The sequence below is a fragment of the Leifsonia sp. Root112D2 genome, assembly GCF_001424905.1.
Classification (GTDB): Bacteria; Actinomycetota; Actinomycetes; order Actinomycetales; family Microbacteriaceae; genus Root112D2.
In genome coordinates, this window is sequence record NZ_LMCU01000001.1 from 2,465,133 (window position 1) to 2,481,504 (window position 16,372).

15 protein-coding genes are annotated in these 16,372 nt (G+C 66.1%); 3 read left to right on the forward strand and 12 right to left on the reverse strand.

The genetic code is table 11. The features are described from left to right. Nucleotides 1–7: 7 nt before the first annotated feature. From ASC63_RS11475 to valS, 3 genes are all read right to left on the reverse strand, one after another. Nucleotides 8–454 carry a GNAT family N-acetyltransferase gene (locus ASC63_RS11475; RefSeq protein WP_055813315.1) on the reverse strand — a complete coding sequence of 149 codons (447 nt, stop codon included), beginning with the start codon at nt 452–454 and terminating at the stop codon, nt 8–10. Between the two features lie 113 nt (nt 455–567). After that, on the reverse strand, nt 568–1,014 hold the full coding sequence (locus ASC63_RS11480; RefSeq protein ID WP_055813318.1) for a GNAT family N-acetyltransferase: 447 nt from the start codon (nt 1,012–1,014) through the stop codon (nt 568–570). Further along, nucleotides 1,011–3,611 (reverse strand): valine--tRNA ligase, encoded by a 2,601-nt coding sequence (gene valS / locus ASC63_RS11485; protein ID WP_055813321.1) that lies wholly within the window; start codon nt 3,609–3,611, stop codon nt 1,011–1,013. Before valS ends, ASC63_RS11480 begins: the two co-directional genes overlap by 4 nt. A gap of 106 nt (nt 3,612–3,717) precedes the next feature. On the opposite strand from valS, the gene ASC63_RS11490 reads away from it, so the two are divergent. Beyond that, entirely contained in the window at nt 3,718–4,572 is an 855-nt protein-coding gene (locus ASC63_RS11490; RefSeq protein ID WP_055813324.1) for a pentapeptide repeat-containing protein, read from the forward strand. A 66-nt stretch (nt 4,573–4,638) separates the two neighbouring features. Continuing rightward, nucleotides 4,639–5,028, forward strand: a complete 390-nt coding sequence (locus ASC63_RS11495) for a DUF6176 family protein (RefSeq protein WP_235492215.1) — start codon at nt 4,639–4,641, stop codon at nt 5,026–5,028. A gap of 34 nt (nt 5,029–5,062) precedes the next feature. Here ASC63_RS11495 and ASC63_RS11500 read toward each other — a convergent pair whose 3' ends face one another. The 8 genes from ASC63_RS11500 to ASC63_RS11530 all read right to left on the reverse strand — a co-directional run bounded on the left by ASC63_RS11500 (nt 5,063) and on the right by ASC63_RS11530 (nt 13,651). Next, nucleotides 5,063–6,286 carry an HNH endonuclease signature motif containing protein gene (locus ASC63_RS11500; RefSeq protein ID WP_055813329.1) on the reverse strand — a complete coding sequence of 408 codons (1,224 nt, stop codon included), beginning with the start codon at nt 6,284–6,286 and terminating at the stop codon, nt 5,063–5,065. Nucleotides 6,287–6,372: 86 nt separating this feature from the next. Further along, entirely contained in the window at nt 6,373–6,498 is a 126-nt protein-coding gene (locus ASC63_RS16755) for a hypothetical protein (RefSeq protein WP_268765156.1), read from the reverse strand. 114 nt (nt 6,499–6,612) lie between these two features. Further along, nucleotides 6,613–7,860: an amidohydrolase gene (locus tag ASC63_RS11505; protein ID WP_055813332.1), complete on the reverse strand. Its 1,248-nt coding sequence runs from the start codon at nt 7,858–7,860 to the stop codon at nt 6,613–6,615. Between the two features lie 160 nt (nt 7,861–8,020). Then, the gene (locus ASC63_RS11510) at nt 8,021–8,524 is read right to left on the reverse strand and encodes a GNAT family N-acetyltransferase (protein WP_055813335.1); all 504 of its coding nucleotides are present in this window, start codon (nt 8,522–8,524) and stop codon (nt 8,021–8,023) included. A 39-nt stretch (nt 8,525–8,563) separates the two neighbouring features. Then, a complete protein-coding gene (locus ASC63_RS11515; RefSeq protein ID WP_055813337.1) occupies nt 8,564–10,198 on the reverse strand; it encodes a dipeptide ABC transporter ATP-binding protein in 1,635 nt (544 codons plus the stop codon). Beyond that, nucleotides 10,195–11,004, reverse strand: coding sequence for an ABC transporter permease (locus tag ASC63_RS11520; RefSeq protein WP_235492217.1), 810 nt, complete (start codon nt 11,002–11,004; stop codon nt 10,195–10,197). The genes ASC63_RS11515 and ASC63_RS11520 overlap by 4 nt, the downstream gene beginning before the upstream one ends. Further along, a complete protein-coding gene (locus ASC63_RS11525; RefSeq protein ID WP_055815438.1) occupies nt 11,001–11,942 on the reverse strand; it encodes an ABC transporter permease in 942 nt (313 codons plus the stop codon). The genes ASC63_RS11520 and ASC63_RS11525 overlap by 4 nt, the downstream gene beginning before the upstream one ends. A 53-nt stretch (nt 11,943–11,995) precedes the next feature. Then, a complete protein-coding gene (locus tag ASC63_RS11530; RefSeq protein ID WP_055813340.1) occupies nt 11,996–13,651 on the reverse strand; it encodes an ABC transporter substrate-binding protein in 1,656 nt (551 codons plus the stop codon). A gap of 127 nt (nt 13,652–13,778) precedes the next feature. Here ASC63_RS11530 and ASC63_RS11535 point away from each other — a divergent pair, with 127 nt between their 5' ends. Beyond that, on the forward strand, nt 13,779–14,381 hold the full coding sequence (locus ASC63_RS11535; protein WP_055813343.1) for a TetR/AcrR family transcriptional regulator: 603 nt from the start codon (nt 13,779–13,781) through the stop codon (nt 14,379–14,381). Nucleotides 14,382–14,410: 29 nt separating this feature from the next. Here ASC63_RS11535 and ASC63_RS11540 read toward each other — a convergent pair whose 3' ends face one another. Next, nucleotides 14,411–16,366 (reverse strand): nuclear transport factor 2 family protein, encoded by a 1,956-nt coding sequence (locus tag ASC63_RS11540; protein WP_055813346.1) that lies wholly within the window; start codon nt 16,364–16,366, stop codon nt 14,411–14,413. Between the last annotated feature and the right edge of the window lie 6 nt (nt 16,367–16,372).

Here is a 16,372-nt window from a genome sequence, read left to right on the forward strand (position 1 = left end):
TGCATGATTAGAGCGCGATCTCGTAGGTGACCCACGGTGTGCGTTTGCCGACCGTGTCGTAGAGATTCTGCGCGGCTTCGTTGTCGGATGCCGACACCCACTGCACCACCCCGAATCCGCGTTCGACGGCGAGAGTGCGCACCGCGTCGATGAGGGCCGTTCCGGTTCCCTGCTCGCGCGAGTCGGGGGCGACGAACAGGTCGTCGATGAAGAGACCTCGGTCACTGGCGAGCGGCCGGGTGAACTCCCGGAAGTGTGCGAGGCCGATCAGGGTGCCTTCGCCGTCGACCGCGACGAGTGCGTTCTCCTCGTGGTTGGCGTCGTTCAGCCAGGTCCAGACGCGTAGCGCCTTCTCGTCGGTCAGCGGAGTGTCGTAGAAGGCAGCGAAGCCCTCATAGAGCCCTAGCCATGAGAAGAAATCGCCGTCGGCGAGTGGGCGGATGGTGATTGACATGGCTGCCTCCTGTAACTGATCCCCGCGGGCCCGTCATACTTTCCTTCTGCGACACTACCGTGCAGGGCGCCCTTCAGACGAAGTGTACGTCTGGGAGTCGGAATGCATCAGGATTACGGGTTGAGGTCGTAGGTGACCCAATCGGTGCGAGTCGCGACGCGGTCATACACGCGCTGCGCCGTCTCATTGTCGGCCGCGGTGATCCAGCGCACCACCGATCGGCGCTCTGCAGCGGCGCGTTCGCGCACGGCCTCGATGAGCGCGGTGGCAGCCCCGCGACCGCGCGCATTCTGCGCGACGAACAGGTCATCGAGATACAGGCCGCTTGTGCCGCTGCTCGGCCTGGCGAAGCCTCGATAGTGGGCGAGCCCGATCGGCGTGTCGGTCTCGTCGACGGCGAGGAAGGCGCGCAACTCGTGCGTCGCATCCGTGAGCCAGCCCCACACGCGCAGGGCCTTCGTGTCGGTGAGTTCGAGCTCGTAGAAGGTGTTGTAGCCGGCATACAGCTCGAGCCAGGCGAAGAAGTCGTCGCTGGAGACCGGCCGAACCTGCACGCTCACTTCGCCGCCTCCGGCGTCTCGGCCAGCACGATGTCAGTGACGGAGAGTTCCGCTGACTCGGCGAACGTCAGGCTCGCAATGCGACCGACGGCGCTGAGGTCAACGGCCGCCTCGCGCAGCGCGGCAAGTTGCTCGGCAGGCGCGGTGATCGTGGCGCTCGTGATAGGCGTCTTCTGCGAGACCTTGGCATCCGTCTTGGCACGGCGGATGCTCGTGAGCGCCTCGCTCGCGAGCCGCAACACCGCCAGATGCTCACGCCCCGCATCGCCCGGCTCGCTCGGCACCGGCCACTCGGCCGTGTGCACGGAGGAGTCGTTGAACCACGACCAGGACTCTTCGGTGGCAAACGGCACGAACGGTGCAAAGAGGCGCAGCAGGGCGGAGAGGGCTGTGCGCAGGGCGGTCACGGCCGACTGCTGGCCGGCGGTGTCGCCGTCCTGTCCGTATGCGCGCTCCTTGACCAGCTCGAGATAGTCGTCGCAGAACGTCCAGAAGAAGGTCTCGGTGACCTCGAGGGCGCGCGCGTGGTCATACTCGTCGAAGGCCTTCGTGGCCTCGGCGACGACCCGGTCGAGGTTTTCGAGCATGCTCGCGTCAAGCGCAGTCAGAATGGGCCCTTCGGCAAGCTCAGGGACCGGAAAACCGAGGATGAACTTGGCGGCGTTGAGAATCTTGATCGACAGCCTGCGCCCGATCTTGATCTGCGTGGGGTTCTGCGGATCGAAGGCCGCGTCGGTGCCGAGGCGACTCGACGCAGCCCAGTAGCGCACCGCATCCGAGCCGTGCTGCTCGAGAATGTCGGCGGGCGTGACGACATTGCCCTTGGACTTCGACATCTTCTTGCGGTCGGGGTCGACGATGAAGCCCGAAAGCGCGGCGTGCTTCCACGGCGCGGTGCCCTCTTCGAGCTGGGACCGCAGCATCGTAGAAAACAGCCAGGTGCGAATGATGTCCTGGCCCTGGGGACGCAGGTCATACGGGTACACGGCGTCGAACAACTCCGGGTCGCGCTCCCAGCCGCCCGCGAGCTGCGGGGTGAGGGAGGAGGTCATCCACGTGTCCATCACGTCGACCTCGCCGATGAAGCCGCCTGCGACACCGCGCTGGGACTCGTCGTAGCCGGGCGCGGCATCCGCTGCGGGGTCGACGGGCAACTGCTCGTGCGCAGGCAGAATCGGGCTGTCGAAAACCGGGTTGCCGTCGCCGTCAAGCGGGTACCAGACCGGAATCGGCACGCCGAAGAAGCGCTGGCGGGAGATGAGCCAGTCGCCGGAGAGGCCCCCCACCCAGTTCTCGTAGCGCACGCGCATGAAGTCGGGGTGCCAGTCGAGGCCCGCGCCGAGCTCGATCAGGCGAGCACGCAGTTCCTCGTCGCGCGCGCCGTTCGTGACGTACCACTGCCGGGTCGAGACGATCTCGAGCGGCTTCTCGCCCTTCTCGAAGAACTTGACCGGGTGCGTGATGTTCTTCGGCTCGCCCTCGAGATCGCCGGATGCGCGCAGTAGCTCGACGACGGCCTGCTTGGCCGAGAACACGGTCTTGCCGGCAAGTTGGGCGTAGGCATCCTGGCCGGCGGTCGTGGAGATCCACTCGGGCGTCTCGCTCACGATGCGCCCGTCGAAGCCGAGAATTGCGCGGTTCGGCAGATCGAGTTCGCGCCACCACACCACGTCGGTGATGTCGCCGAAGGTGCAGATCATGGCGATGCCGCTGCCCTTGTCGGGCTGCGCCAGATGGTGGGCGAGCACCGGCACCTCGACGCCGAAGACGGGCGTGGTGACGGTGGTGCCGAAGAGCGCCTTGTAGCGCTCGTCGTCCGGATGTGCGACGAGCGCAACACAGGCCGGCAGCAGTTCCGGCCGGGTCGTCTCGATGTGCACGGGCCCACTTGCGCCGTGGAACGCCAGGCGGTGGTAGGTACCGGGCTGGTCGCGATCCTCGAGCTCGGCCTGGGCGACCGCAGTGCGGAAGGTCACATCCCAGAGCGTGGGTGCCATGGCCTGGTAGGCCTCGCCGCGCTCGATGTTGCGCAGAAAGCCCAGCTGCGAGGCGTGCAGCGACTCGTGCCCAATGGTGCGGTAGCTCTGCGTCCAGTCGACCGAGAGACCGAGGGCGCGCCAGACCGCCTCGAACTGCTTCTCGTCTTCGACCGTGAGCCGCTCGCACAGCTCGATGAAGTTGCGGCGCGAGATGGGCTTCTGGTCGGCGGCCTTGCTGCTTTTGTTGTCTCCGCCCTCGAACGGCGGAACGAAGTCGGCCTCGTAGGGCAGGCGGGGGTCGCAGCGCACGCCGTAGTAGTTCTGCACCCGGCGCTCGGTGGGCAGGCCGTTGTCGTCCCAGCCCATCGGATAGAACACGTTCTTGCCGCGCATGCGCTGGTAGCGGGCCACGACATCCGTGTGTGTGTAGCTGAAGACGTGCCCGATGTGCAGCGAGCCCGATGCGGTGGGCGGGGGAGTGTCGATCGAATAGATCGCGTCGCGGTTGAGTCGCTCGCGGTCGAAGCGATACGTGCCGTCGTTCTCCCAACGATCGCCCCACTTGCCTTCCAGCCCCTCGAGTGCGGGCTTGTCGGGAACGCGTTCGGGGTTGGTCATGGCTCTGCCTTCGTGTCGCTATATGCGGCACCGTGTCTCGGGGTGCCTAAGTGTGGGGGATTGAATCAAGCTTAAGCGACAAGGGCCTGCATGCGAGAATTGGCGGATGCTCGCATCCACCGATCTGCTCGCGAAGGACCCGCTGAAGGCGGACTGCGCGAACTGTTTCGGCCTCTGCTGCGTGGCGCTGGCGTTCTCCCGCTCGTCGGACTTCGCCATCGACAAAGATGCCGGCGAGCCGTGCGTGAACCTGCAGGAGGACTTTCGCTGCGGCATCCATTCGCGGTTACGCGAGAGCGGTTTCAAGGGCTGCACGGTCTACGACTGTTTCGGAGCCGGCCAGAAGATCTCGCAGACGACGTTCGAAGGCCGCAACTGGCGGGAGGAGCCGGATTCTCGGGATCAGATGTTTGCCCTGTTGCCCGTGATGCGGCAATTGCAGGAGCTGCTCTGGTACCTGCGTGAGGCGATGCGGATGCCCGAAGCGAGCGCGCTCCAAGGCGAGCTCGAGCGGGCGTACACCGAGACCGAGCGGTTGACTCTCGGAAGCGCGGAAGATCTTCTGGCTCTCGATGTGGATGCGCAACGGGATGCCGTGAACGTGCTGCTGACCGCGGCGAGCGAACGTGCAAGGGCCGACGCGCGCCCGGCGGATGTCGCCGCGCTTCCGCGAAAGGTGCGCCGTGGCGCGGACCTCATGGGGGCGGCACTCGCGGGCCAGGACCTGCGCGGAGCGAATCTGCGTGGCGCCTATCTCATCGCCGCCGATCTGCGCGGGGCGAACCTCGGCGCCGTCGACCTGATCGGTGCGGATATGCGTGATGCGGATGTGCGCGGTGCCGACCTCTCTGCGGCCCTTTTCCTCACACAAACACAGGTCAATGCAGCCAATGGAGACGCGGCCACCCGGCTGCCGACCGGACTCGAGCGCCCGGGGCACTGGATTAGGGAGGACGACTGAATGACCACGCGAGAACCGTTCACGCCGTTTCGGCCTGAACCCCGGGACGGTTTCCCCGGGCACCCGATGCCTTCCTCCGTGCCAGCGGGATTGCGCCTCGAGCTCAGCCGCGCGCGGATTGTCGAGGACAAGGAAGAGGAGTTCGACGAGTGGATGGCGGTGCTCAACGACCGCTATCCGGAACACGAGGCGGCACTCTCGAACGAACGCCAGGTGTTCGAAGCAACGTTCAAGCACCGCGAAGCCGACGGGAGGTTGTGGATGTATCACCTGAGCCTGATGGGCGCCGATGGCGGCGGTCTCGACGAGTCCCTGCCGTTGGACGCCGCGCATGCCGCATACAGTCGTCGGGTCAAAGAGCCGGGCTGGGAAGAACTGACGCCAGCGTTCATGCTGACACCTCAGCACATCGGCGAGATCATGGCGCACTGGGGTCGAACCGGATCAATCGGCTGAGAACCGCTGCGCCATGCACCGTGCATCCTGGCTCTCAGAACGGTGGCGGGTCGGTGGTGCGGGTGGCGCCGGTGGGGGTTGTCCACCTCAGTCGCCCGTTGCTGTCTCTGTCGAGGTTCCACCTCGTCTTGTGTTTGAGCCGGTGGTGGTGGCGGCAGAGGTGGGCGAGGTTGTTCGCTTCGGTGGTGCCGCCGTGTTGCCACGCGGTGGTGTGGTCGATGTCGCAGTTCTCGGGGCGGCGGTTGCAGCCGGGGAACACGCATCCGCCGTCACGGGCGGCCAGCCAGCGGCGCATGTCGGCCGGGACCCGGTAGCTGGTGCGATCCACATCCAGGATTGCGCTGGTCACCGGATGCGTGAGAATACGGTGAAAGGAGGGCGCCTTCGCGGCCATGCGGCGGGCCGTGTCTGCATCGATCGGGCCATAACCGTCGAGGAATCCGGGTTCGTCGCTCTCGCCCATCGCCGTCAGTACGGGAACGGTGATACTCACGGTGGCGCCGACTTCGGAGGCTGTGCCGTCACCGGTGAGGATCTGCCCGGCAACATCGGCCCGCAACTGGGCCAAGGTGCGTTGCTCATCGGGCTGGGCGAACAGGTGCCGGGCATTCGCGTCGATGCCGGCGAAGGCCCGGTGGGCGACGTCGGCCGGCAGAAGCGCACTCAGCCAGGCCATCCCGTCTGGTGCTGCCTCCAGGTAGATGCGGCGGTCGGCCATTGCCCGGCGGTGCCGGTCAGTCAACGACTCATCATGCAGTTTCTCGCGCAGAGCACGTGCCCGCAGGCGCAGTTTGGCGGCGGTGAGCGTTTCAGCCAGCGGGGTCAGCGTGTCATCGAAAACAGTAAGAACCTCGGCATCCTCAGGCAACAGGGCGGCCTGTTCGGCGATGATGCGAGCATTCTGATACGAGATTTCACCGGCACGGAACAGCGCCCACAACCTCGGCAGCCGGGTGCGCATCGTCTCGGCCTCAGCCGCCTGCGCAGCCACGACAGACTCGGCGAGCCCCAACCCGGTGGCGAGTTCGGCGATAGCGGCCCGGCGGGCGAACTCGACCGCCTCACGACCGGTGCCGCATCCGGAACCAAGAAACACGTGCGGAAACGCGACCGCCTCAGCCACCGTGTCACCGATAGCCGCCAATTGCTCCGCCATCGCTAGGGCAGCACCACGAGCTGCCACTTCGGCGCGCGCGATGCCGAACCCGACCCGATCTTCGGGCTTGGAATCATCGAACAGCGACGGCGCCTCTTCCATGAACCAAGTCAATACCCGACCACCGACATTCGAATGGACCCCGGCGAGAAAGCGACGAGGTCCATTCGGTAGTGATTCAGTAGCGCTTAGCGGCTCTTGCGCGGCTTGATGAATTCCGTTTCGGTCTTCTCCCGCTTCTGCGCCCGCTTGTCTTTCAACGACAGCTGCGCGGCCTTCTTCGTCTTTTCTCCACGAGGCGATTTACCAGCCATTTTCACTCCGCTTCCCTTTGTCAGATGGCGTGCTTCCGATGACCATAGCCCACTTCGCAGGGGAAAGCATCTTTCCTCTGATCAGCAAAAAAAGTTGCGACTCTCACGAGCGAATCAGTTCGAGAACCATTCCAATGCGGCGACGGACAGTGCAGCGATGCCGGTGTCGAGCGTCGGCCGGATGACCGGCGCGAAATGCGGAGAGTGGTTCGAGGGAATGTCGCTGTCAACACGGTCGGCCGCGACGGCAGCAGCATATTGCTGGGCGTCCACGCCACCGAGGATCCAGTACACGAGTGGCGCGCCAGCAGCCGTTGAGAGCTCTCCGACGTCTTCGCTGCCGGTGACCGCCCCCGGGTCCAAGACGCGCTGCTCGCCGAACGCGGTGCGGAACGCGCCCACGGTGCGCTCCGTGGCATCCGGATCGTTGACGAGCACCGGGAACGTCTCCTCGGTGACGATCTCGGGCTCCCGCTCCGCCCCGGATGCCGCCGCCTCGGCGTACACAATTCGGCGCATCGCTCCGAGTACCCGCTCGCGCACCGGCACGGTAGCCGTGCGGATGGTGACACCCAGGGTCGCCTCCTCGGGAATGATGTTGTTTTTCGTTCCGGCATGCAACTGGCCGACGGTCACGACAGCCATGTCACTGCCGGCGATGTCGCGGGAGACCACGGTCTGCAGCCGCATAACGGTCGCCGCTGCCATCACAATCGGGTCGATCGTTGTCTCGGGTCGCGACCCGTGCCCTCCTCGACCGAACATGCGTATGCGCAGGGAATCGGCCCCGGCGAAAGCTGAACCGGGATGCGCGCCGACCAGGCCCGCCGGTGCGGGACCAACGTGCTGGCCCAGCACAATATCGGGGGTGGGCACGCGCTCGTACAGCCGGTCGTTGATCATCTCCAGCGCGCCCCCGCCATACTCCTCGGCCGGCTGAAAGAGAACGACGAGAGTGCCCGACCACTCCGCTTTGTGATCGAGAAGCAACTCGGCCGCGCCGAGCAGACAGGTGACGTGCACGTCATGTCCGCAGGCGTGCATCACGGCAACATCGTGGCCATCCGGATCCGTCGTGCGAGCCGTGCTCGCATAGTCGAGGCCGGTCTCCTCATGCACGGGAAGCGCATCCATGTCCGCACGCACAAGCACGGTGGGCCCCTCGCCGTTTCGTGCGACACCGACGACGCCGGTCTGGCCGATACCCGCGGTCACCTCGAAGCCCAGTTCCCCAAGACGTGCCTCGACGATCCCGGCGGTGCGGTGTTCGGCGAACGACAGCTCCGGATGCGAGTGAAGATCCTTGTAGGTCTCGACGAGCCGATCGGCGATCGTTTCCGCATCGTGCAGCACTGCATTCATGAAGCGTTCCCCTGTTCTGATGAACTCTGCTCGCTGTCGCTCTTTACTCTAGGACGGAGCGACGGAGCGCGATACTGTCAAAGTCATGGCCGACGGCGGCGTGGCAACCGAGGCATCTGCGCGAGAATTACCGCCACGTTCTTGAGTTGACCGACCCTCCCTAACGCACGAGGCGCACCTCGGCGAGGTCGTTGAGCTCTGCATCGACCCGGCGAATGCCGCTGAGGGCGAATCCGTTGCGGCGGTAAAACGCGTGGGCGCGGGGGTTGTTCTCGGCGACCCAGAGTTGGGCCGGGCGATCGTCGAGCACAGCGTCGAGGAGCGCCTGGCCCGCGCCGGTACCGTGATGAGCGGTGAGCACATAGATCATGTACAGCTCCGTTTTACGCAGCGCGTCGTCGCCGACCGACGGCCCGGAGAACGCGACCCCGATGACCCGGTCTTCGAGCTCAGCAACGCGCAAACATCTTCCGGGTGCAGGATTCTCCGCACTGCGCGTCCATTCGGTCCACTGCCGTCGGCGTTGCTCGAGCGCTTCGGCGCCGTAGAACCTTTCCGGCAGCAGATGTCCGTACGTATCGCGCCAACCGTGCACGTGCACGGCGGCCAGGTCCTCAACGTCATCCGGTCGAGGTTCGCGGATCAGAGGAGCGGATGCCAGCATGTCGTTCAGAATACGGTGCTCGCCACGTCTGACGTCAGCTCAGAACGCTCGGTGCAGGGCGGATGCGAGCAGTCGCTGCGTGTACGGATGCTGCGGCTCGGCAAACACCGCCTCCGCGGCCCCGGTCTCGACGATGCGGCCCTGGCTCATCACGGCGATCGTGTCGCTGACATGCCTGATCACGCCCAGGTCGTGGGAGACGAAGAGGTAGCTGACTCCAAGGCGCTCTTGCAACTCGTCGAGCAGGTCGAGGACCTGCGCCTGCACCGATACGTCGAGCGAGGAGACGGGCTCGTCGCAGACGAGCACCCGCGGGTGCGGCGCTATCGCGCGCGCGATCGAGACGCGCTGGCGCTGGCCGCCCGACAGGCCGCTCGTGCGACGGCGCAGGAGGTCGGGGCTGAGCCCGACCGAGTGCAACAGTTCGGCGATGCGGTCGCGCTCGCTGCTGCCGTGCTTACCGGGCCGCGCGCTGCGACCGCTGCTCAGCGCATCGGCGAGCAATGCACCGACCGTCCAACGAGGGTCGAAGGAGGCCAGTGGATCCTGGTAGATCGCGCCGATCAGGCCGCGCCGGGCTCGGCGCTGCGATTCGGGCAGCGGGCTCCACGGTTCGCCGAGGAGTCGCACCTCGCCGGCGTCGGGGGCGGTGAGGCCGAGGGCGATGCGGGCGATCGTGCTCTTGCCTGATCCGGATTCGCCGACGAGGCCGAGTGTCGTGCCCGGTGCGATGGTGAGAGTGACGTCGTCGACGGCCTGGAGGGTGCGGAATCGCTTGGAGATGGAGAGAAGTTGAAGGGCTGGCTCGTACGTGTCGTGCTTTTCGGTCGCTGAGCCCGCGAGCGAGGGAACCCCTCGAGTCGAAGACGCAGTCAGTCGTGTTCCGCGTGGATGCCGACCCGGCACCGCGCGCAGCAGCGCCTTCGTGTACTCGTGCTGAGGCGCGCCCAGCACCTCGGCGGTCTCTCCCGTCTCCACGATGCGACCGGCGCGCATGACAGCCACCCGATCCGCTACCCGCTGAACCACCGAGAGGTCGTGACTGATCAGCAGCACGGCCGTGCCGCGGGAGCGCAGCCCGTCGAGCAACCCCAGAATCTGCTCCTGCACGGTCACGTCCAGCGCGGTCGTCGGCTCGTCGGCAATGAGCAGCGGAGGATCGAGCGCCACGGCCGACGCGATGAGCGCCCGCTGGCGCAAGCCGCCAGAGAGCTCGCCCGCCCGCTGCCCGGCACGCAACTCGGGATCGGGCACGCCCGCGTCCGCCAGCAGCTGCAATACGCGCTCGCGGCGCTGACCGGCGGAAAGCGCGGTGTGCAGGCGCAGGGCGTCGTCGATCTCGCGACCGACGGTGCGCAGCGGGTCGAGCGAGCCGAGCGCATCCTGCAGCACGAAACCGATGCGGGCACCCCGGATGCGCCGCCACGCGCGCGCCGACTGCGAGACGAGCGACTCACCGCCCAGCGTGAGGGCGTCCGAGCGCAGCAGCGCATTCCTGCCGGTCAGTCCTATGAGCGTGCGCGCGGTCACGCTCTTCCCGGAGCCGGATTCGCCGACCAGCGCCAGGCACTCCCCGGCGCGAATCGAGAACGAGACGTTGTCGACAACGGGGGAAGCGTCACGAGAAAAACGCACCGACAGCTTCGAGACGGTGAGCAGGGCATCCGGTGTCATGAGTTTCTCGTTCTGCTCTGCAGCGATCGGCCCAGCACGGTGGCCGTTGCCGCGCTGAGCACGATGACCAGCCCGGGAAAGAAGGTCATCCACCAGGCAGTGTCGATGTAGGTGCGGCCCGCCGAGAGCATGGCGCCCCACTCCGCGGTCGGCGGCTGTGCACCGAGCCCGAGATAGCTCAGCGACGAGGCCCAAACAATGGACTGCCCCACCCCGAGCGTCACGAGCACGAAGAGCGTGCCGCCCACATTGGGCAGGATCGCACGGGAGAGCCGCCACCACGGCGTGCGGCCGAGCACGAGGGCCGCCTCGACGAATGGCGCGCCACGCACCGAAAGCATCTGGCTGCGGATGATGCGCGCGTAGCCGGGCGCCGTCGCCAATCCGACCGCGATGGTCGAGGTCACGATGCCGGGCCCGTAGACCACGATGAACAGGAGCGCGAGCAGCAGCCCGGGAAAGGCGAACATCACCTCAACGACGCGGGTCGAGCCAAAGTCGAGCCATCGCGGACCGAGCCCCGCGGCCGCGCCGAGCACGGTCGCCAGCACCATGCCGATGGCCGTCGCCGAAACACCGATCACGAGCGATGGCCCCGCACCGTGCACGACACGCGTATACAGGTCGCGGCCGGATTCGTCTGTGCCGAACCAGTGTGCGAACGACGGCGCCTCAAAGGCCTCGCGTGGGTGAATAGCCAGCGGGTCCCCGGATGCGACGAGGCCGGGCACCACCGCACACAGCAGCAGCCACGCGATGATGAGAATACAGATCACCTCGGTGGCGGACGGACGGAACCGCTTCACGATGCCCTGCCCCTCAGCCGCGGGTCGGCGACGCGATCCAGAAGATCGGATGCGACGGTGACCAGGCAGTAGGCCAGCGCCACGACCAGCACGATGCCGCTCACGAGCGGCACGTCTCGGCTCTGCACGGCGCTCAACAGCGAGCGGCCGATTCCGGGGCGGGCGAAGATCGTCTCGACGACAACCGCGCCGCTGATGAGCGAACCGAATGCCCAGCCGGAGAGGCTGATCGCCGGCAGTGCGGCGTGACGCAACGCGTGGCGCCACAACACGCCACCCCCCGATTCGCCGCGAGCCCGAGCCGTGAGAACGAAAGGGGAGTGCAGCGCATCCAGCAGCGATTCGCGCATGACCTGACCGAGGAATCCGGCGAGCGGCACGGCCAGGGTGAGCGCGGGCAACACGATCCCGAGTGGGCCGGGAACATTGACGGCGGGCAACCAGCCGAGCGTGGAACTGAAGAGCAGAATGAGCACCGTCGCCAGCCAGAAATGCGGCACGGCGGCCGCCACGATCTCCATGCCCGAGCCGATCGCCCACGCCACGCGACCGCCGCGTACCGACCAGGTGGCCAGGCCGAGTGCGATGACCCAGGCCACGGCGAGCGAGACCACGGCAAGCGTGAGCGTGCCCCCGAGCTGTTCACCTATCACGTGGGCCACGGTGTCGTGCAGTGAATACGAGCTGCCGAAGTCGCCGACGGCGTATCGCCCCAGCTGACGCACGTACTGCACGAACAGCGGCAGGTCGAGACCGTACTCGGCGCGTGCGTGAGCGAGCGCCTCCGGGCTGGCCTGCGAGCCGGGCCCGCCCAGAATGGCCTGCGCGGGGTCACCCGGAATGAGCCGCATCGCGAAGAACGTGACCGTCGCGGCGGCCCAGAGCACGAAGACGAGTCCGGCGAGACGAATCGCCAGCCACGGGAGCAGTCGCCGTATCGAACGCGCGGCCGGGGCCGACGTCGCTGCGGTTACGGCTCCCGCCGCCAGCGTCACCGACGCAGCCAGGCGTCGTAGAACAGCGGGGTCGACACGCTCGGCAGCGCGCGCATGCCCACAACGGAGTTGCGCAGCAGATAGTGGTTCTGCTGGTCGTACAACGGCAGCAGGTAGTAGCCCTCCAGCACCGTCTTCTGCGCCTTCGCGTAGAGCGCGGCTCGCTCGGTCGGATTCGAGACCTCCGCGGCCTTCTGCAGCGTGGCATCCAGCGACGGAATGTTGACCTGGGCGAGATTGGCGAAGTATCCGCTGGGAGCCGGCGTGATGCTGCTGGAGTCGTACAGGATGCGAAGCACGTCGGGCCCGACCTTCGTGTATGGCGCGCTCACCGCGTTGTACTCGTTTTTGGCGAGGGCGGTGTACCAGCTGGAGAGGTCCATGGGCTCGAGTTTCACTTCGAAGCCGACCTTCTTGGTGGTCTGCTGAATCTGCTCGAAGAGCGACTGTTCGGCCGGGATCGACTGGTTAGTGCTCACGGGGAAGAGCACCGTGAGGCGCTTGCCGTCCTTGATGCGGTATCCGGCGCTGTCCCTGGTCTTCCAGCCGGCGGCATCCAGCAGCGAATTCGCCTGTTTGGGGTCGTAGTTGAAGAGTTCGGGCTCGGAGACGCCCAGCGGTTCGACGCTCGAGAGCGGCGAATAGGAGCGCTTGGCGGTATCGAAGAACAGGCTCGTGATGCCGTCATTGACGTCGGCAGCGCGAATGAATGCCTCGCGTACCTTCACGTCGTTGAACGGCGCCTGGCCCGAGTTCAACTCGATGCGATTGGATGCGCCGGGTCGCGGCGCGTTCAGCTCGGTGAGCGTCTTCGCCTTGGTTGCGGCCACAATCGTGTCGGGCTGCGCGTTGTCTATCACGTCAACCTCACCGGCCTTGAGCGCGGCGTAGCGCGAGGCCGAATCGGGAATGAAGCGCCACACGATCTTCGACAGGTACGCCTTGCCACTGTGCTTCGCGTCAGCAGGCGGGGAGGTGTAGTCGTCGTTGCGCACCAGCGTGATGGAGTCCTGCTTCTTCCACTGCGTCACGATGAAAGGGCCGGTGCCCACGGGGCTCGTGCAGTTCACCTGCTGGCTGCGCTTCAGAGCGGTCGGCGATTCAATGGCCAGCCAGGGCTGCGTGAGCGACTCCAGCAGAGCGCTGTCGGGCGCGCTGAGGGTGAAGCGAATGACATCGGCACTCACGATCTCGGTTGACTGCACCTTTCCGAGCGCCAGATATCCGGTAGAGGATGCCGTGGCGGGGTCTTGCACGTGATTCACGTTCGCCTGCACGGCCGCCGCATCGAGCGGGGTGCCATCGGTGAACTTCACCCCCTGCTTGAGCGTGAAGTCCCAGCTCAGGCCGTCCTTCGCCTCGGTCCACTTCGTTGCCAGCCACGGGATGATCTCACCCTTGCTGTTCTTGGAGACGAGCTCTTCGAGGTATTGCGTGGCCACGAGCGCCTGCGGGTAGTTGCCGCCGACGTGCGGGTCGAGGCAGGTGGGCTCGGCGTCCCCGCTGGCGTAGGTGAGAGTTCCGCCGCTGACGGGTTTGTCGCTGCCGGCGCTCGTCGACGACTGCGGCGCGCAGCCCGTCAGTGCGAGGGCGGCGACACCGAGGGTTGCGACGGCAAGGAGGGTGGTACGGGGGAGCAGGCGTGCAGACATGGGTCCTCTGTGTGGTGGGAACTGCAGGGCGAAATTGTGCTGCGCGATCCGAAGCGGCTGTGGTTCGGTGATCGCACCGGAGTGCATTATTGTACTGAGACCAATAATAGTCACGAATGGAGATGACGTGAGAGCAGCGGATGCCCGTCCTGGCCGCAAGCGCGTCTCCTCGCGCGCGATGCTCGAAGAGGCGGCCTGCGAACTGTTTCTCGAGCAGACGTACGCCGGTACGACCGTCGAGCAGATTGCGCAGCGCGCCGGTGTGAGTCGAAACACCTTCTTCAACTATTTCGATGCGAAGAGCGATGTGCTCTGGGCCGGTGTCGACGACAGCACGGAGCGGCTCAGTGAACAACTGGCCGCCGAATTGCCGCACACGCCGCCGATGCGGGCGGTTCGCAATGCATTCCTGCGCACCGCTGCAGCGCTGAGCCCCGGCGCCATCCCTCTCGCCATCACCCAGTGGCATGCGATGGGAGTCGCCGCGGAACTGCAATCGTCGGGGCTTCCGCGGTTCCTGCGCATGGCATCCGTTGTCGAACGCTTTCTGAACGAACGCACCGGTCTGGATGCCGTCGGCCGTTTTCCGGCGCAGCCCGCCGCGTTCGCGGTGGTGGCCGCGGCCGTCGCCGCGAGCGGAGTATGGGCGCGCGCAGGCGTAGCAAGGCGCGAGCTGCAGAGCTACGTCGCCGAGGCGATAGACCCGATCTGTGACGGGTTCGAGGCGTAAACCCCGGCCGTCACCTCTCGCATGGGCACCTACTCATCAACGGGCTGTTCGATGCCGTCGATCTCGGGTCCGTTGGGCGGCATCTGGTAGCAGTGGGCGGTCATCCGCGAGTCGGGTGCGGCCTCGGAGGGGACGCAGTCGGGCCAGTAGCGCTCGGGTACGCGCCCGCTGACGAGATTGCGGTAGTGGAACCACATGGGCAAAATGCCCGGCCACTCGATCATCGTGCCGGTGCCGCCGCGGAATCCTTCCTCGCGCCGCCCCAGATCGGAGATCTTGATGTCCGGCGGGTAGACACTCAGCAGCCTGGTCGGCGCCGGCGGCTCACCATCTGGGCGATCGACGACGGATGCCCAGCCGCCCTTCCAGTCGTATGTTGCAAAGTAGTGTTCGTCGATGGTCACGCTCCACAGGCGCCAGATTCCGCCCTCAAGCACAGCCTGGTCGTTGGGGTACATGCCGGAGTGAAAGCCGCCCATGTAGAACTCGGGCCTCGAACTGGCGGGGTCCTTTGAGGTGCGCGGCTGGAACAGGCGCGTGCGCAGATTCGTGGAGCGGCCATCATGGGAGACGTGGATCACCGGTTGCGTGCGCCAGTGGAAGGACACGCTGCCGCGCGCCTTTGGCGCAGGCCCCCAGCTCGCATTGACCGCGCCCATGATGCGGTCGCGGCCGAGGTAGTACCCCGTGAACGGTGATTGCTTGTTGCCGTTCACGGCGAAGATCGCGCCCATCTGCGTCCACTGGAAGTCGTCAATATACAGGCCGTAGGCCGAGGAGACATTCTCGGTTCCGTCGTAGGCGTGCGAACGAGAGAGCCGTCGCTCGAGGTCGGCCAGATCGATCGGCTGCGGATGCGCCGGCGGCGCTGCGTCGGCAGGCACCGTCTCGAGAAACGAGGGAATCTCGGTGTTGGTTTGGGGTGTGGCCCCGGCTGTGCCGCCGTGTGCCCACCCCTGAAAGTAATCGGCATGCAGGATCGGGGTGAGGTTGAGTTCCTGGAGCTTCCAGAGCCCGCCTTCTTTGACGAAGCGGTTACGGAACACCGTGAACTCCCACGAGCCCTGGCGCTTGTCGGCATCGGCGAGCATGCCGATCTCGATGCCGCGGGTGGTGGCCTCCTGACCACCAGGATGCAGCTGAACCATCAGGTCGAATATCGGGCGGTCATTGAGGTGGCCGTGGGTGAGACCCTCCGGCCCCATCCTCTCCATGGCCTGGCGCACGCCTTCCGGCCCCGAGTAGTCGCCGGCGCCGGCGATGTGGACGGTGCCTGAATCGGTGAAGAGATCGACTACGTCGCTCCACATTCTGCGGTCGACGTAGTAGCCGTACGCATTTTGAATGTTGCGCACGGCATCCTCGTCATTGAGCAGGTCGACTCTGTGCGCCAGCTCGGCGGCGCTGGCCGCTGTGGGTGGGGCGGCACCTATCGTCGGCGGTATAGGCACACCGGCCTCGTCGGCGGTGAAGTGCGCGGGAATGATCGGCAGGTCTTCGCCGCCGACGTTGGTCCAGCCTTCGGCGTATTCGCCTTCGTACTGGGGGTAGTAATGCAGCAGCGAGATGCGCCAACGGCCATCCTGGAGAACATACTCGTTCTCGTAAAGGCCTCCCTCGATTCGCGCGGAGCCGGCGCCGTCGCCCAGAAAGCGCAGGCCCATCCAGCGGGCCTTGGCCGTGTAGCCGTCGACCGAAAGGTTCACCAGCGGTTCGTCGATGACTTCCGTGTGCAATGAACCCGGCAGCAGACCGTCCATTGCGCCGGCAGTGCTCGCCAACCATGCAGCGATTGCACTGTGCCCGGTAATGGTCTGCTCGCCCCAGCGCACGATCCCGTTGACGGAGAACAGCGCGGCCATCGCCTTCCACTGCCCGAACTGACTGAGCTGGGCGTAGCTGCGCTGTACATTCTTGACCGCGCGCACCGACTCAACGCGCTCGACATCCCGTGCCAGCGCGTTCAGTGCGACTGATGTGTTCATGCCTGT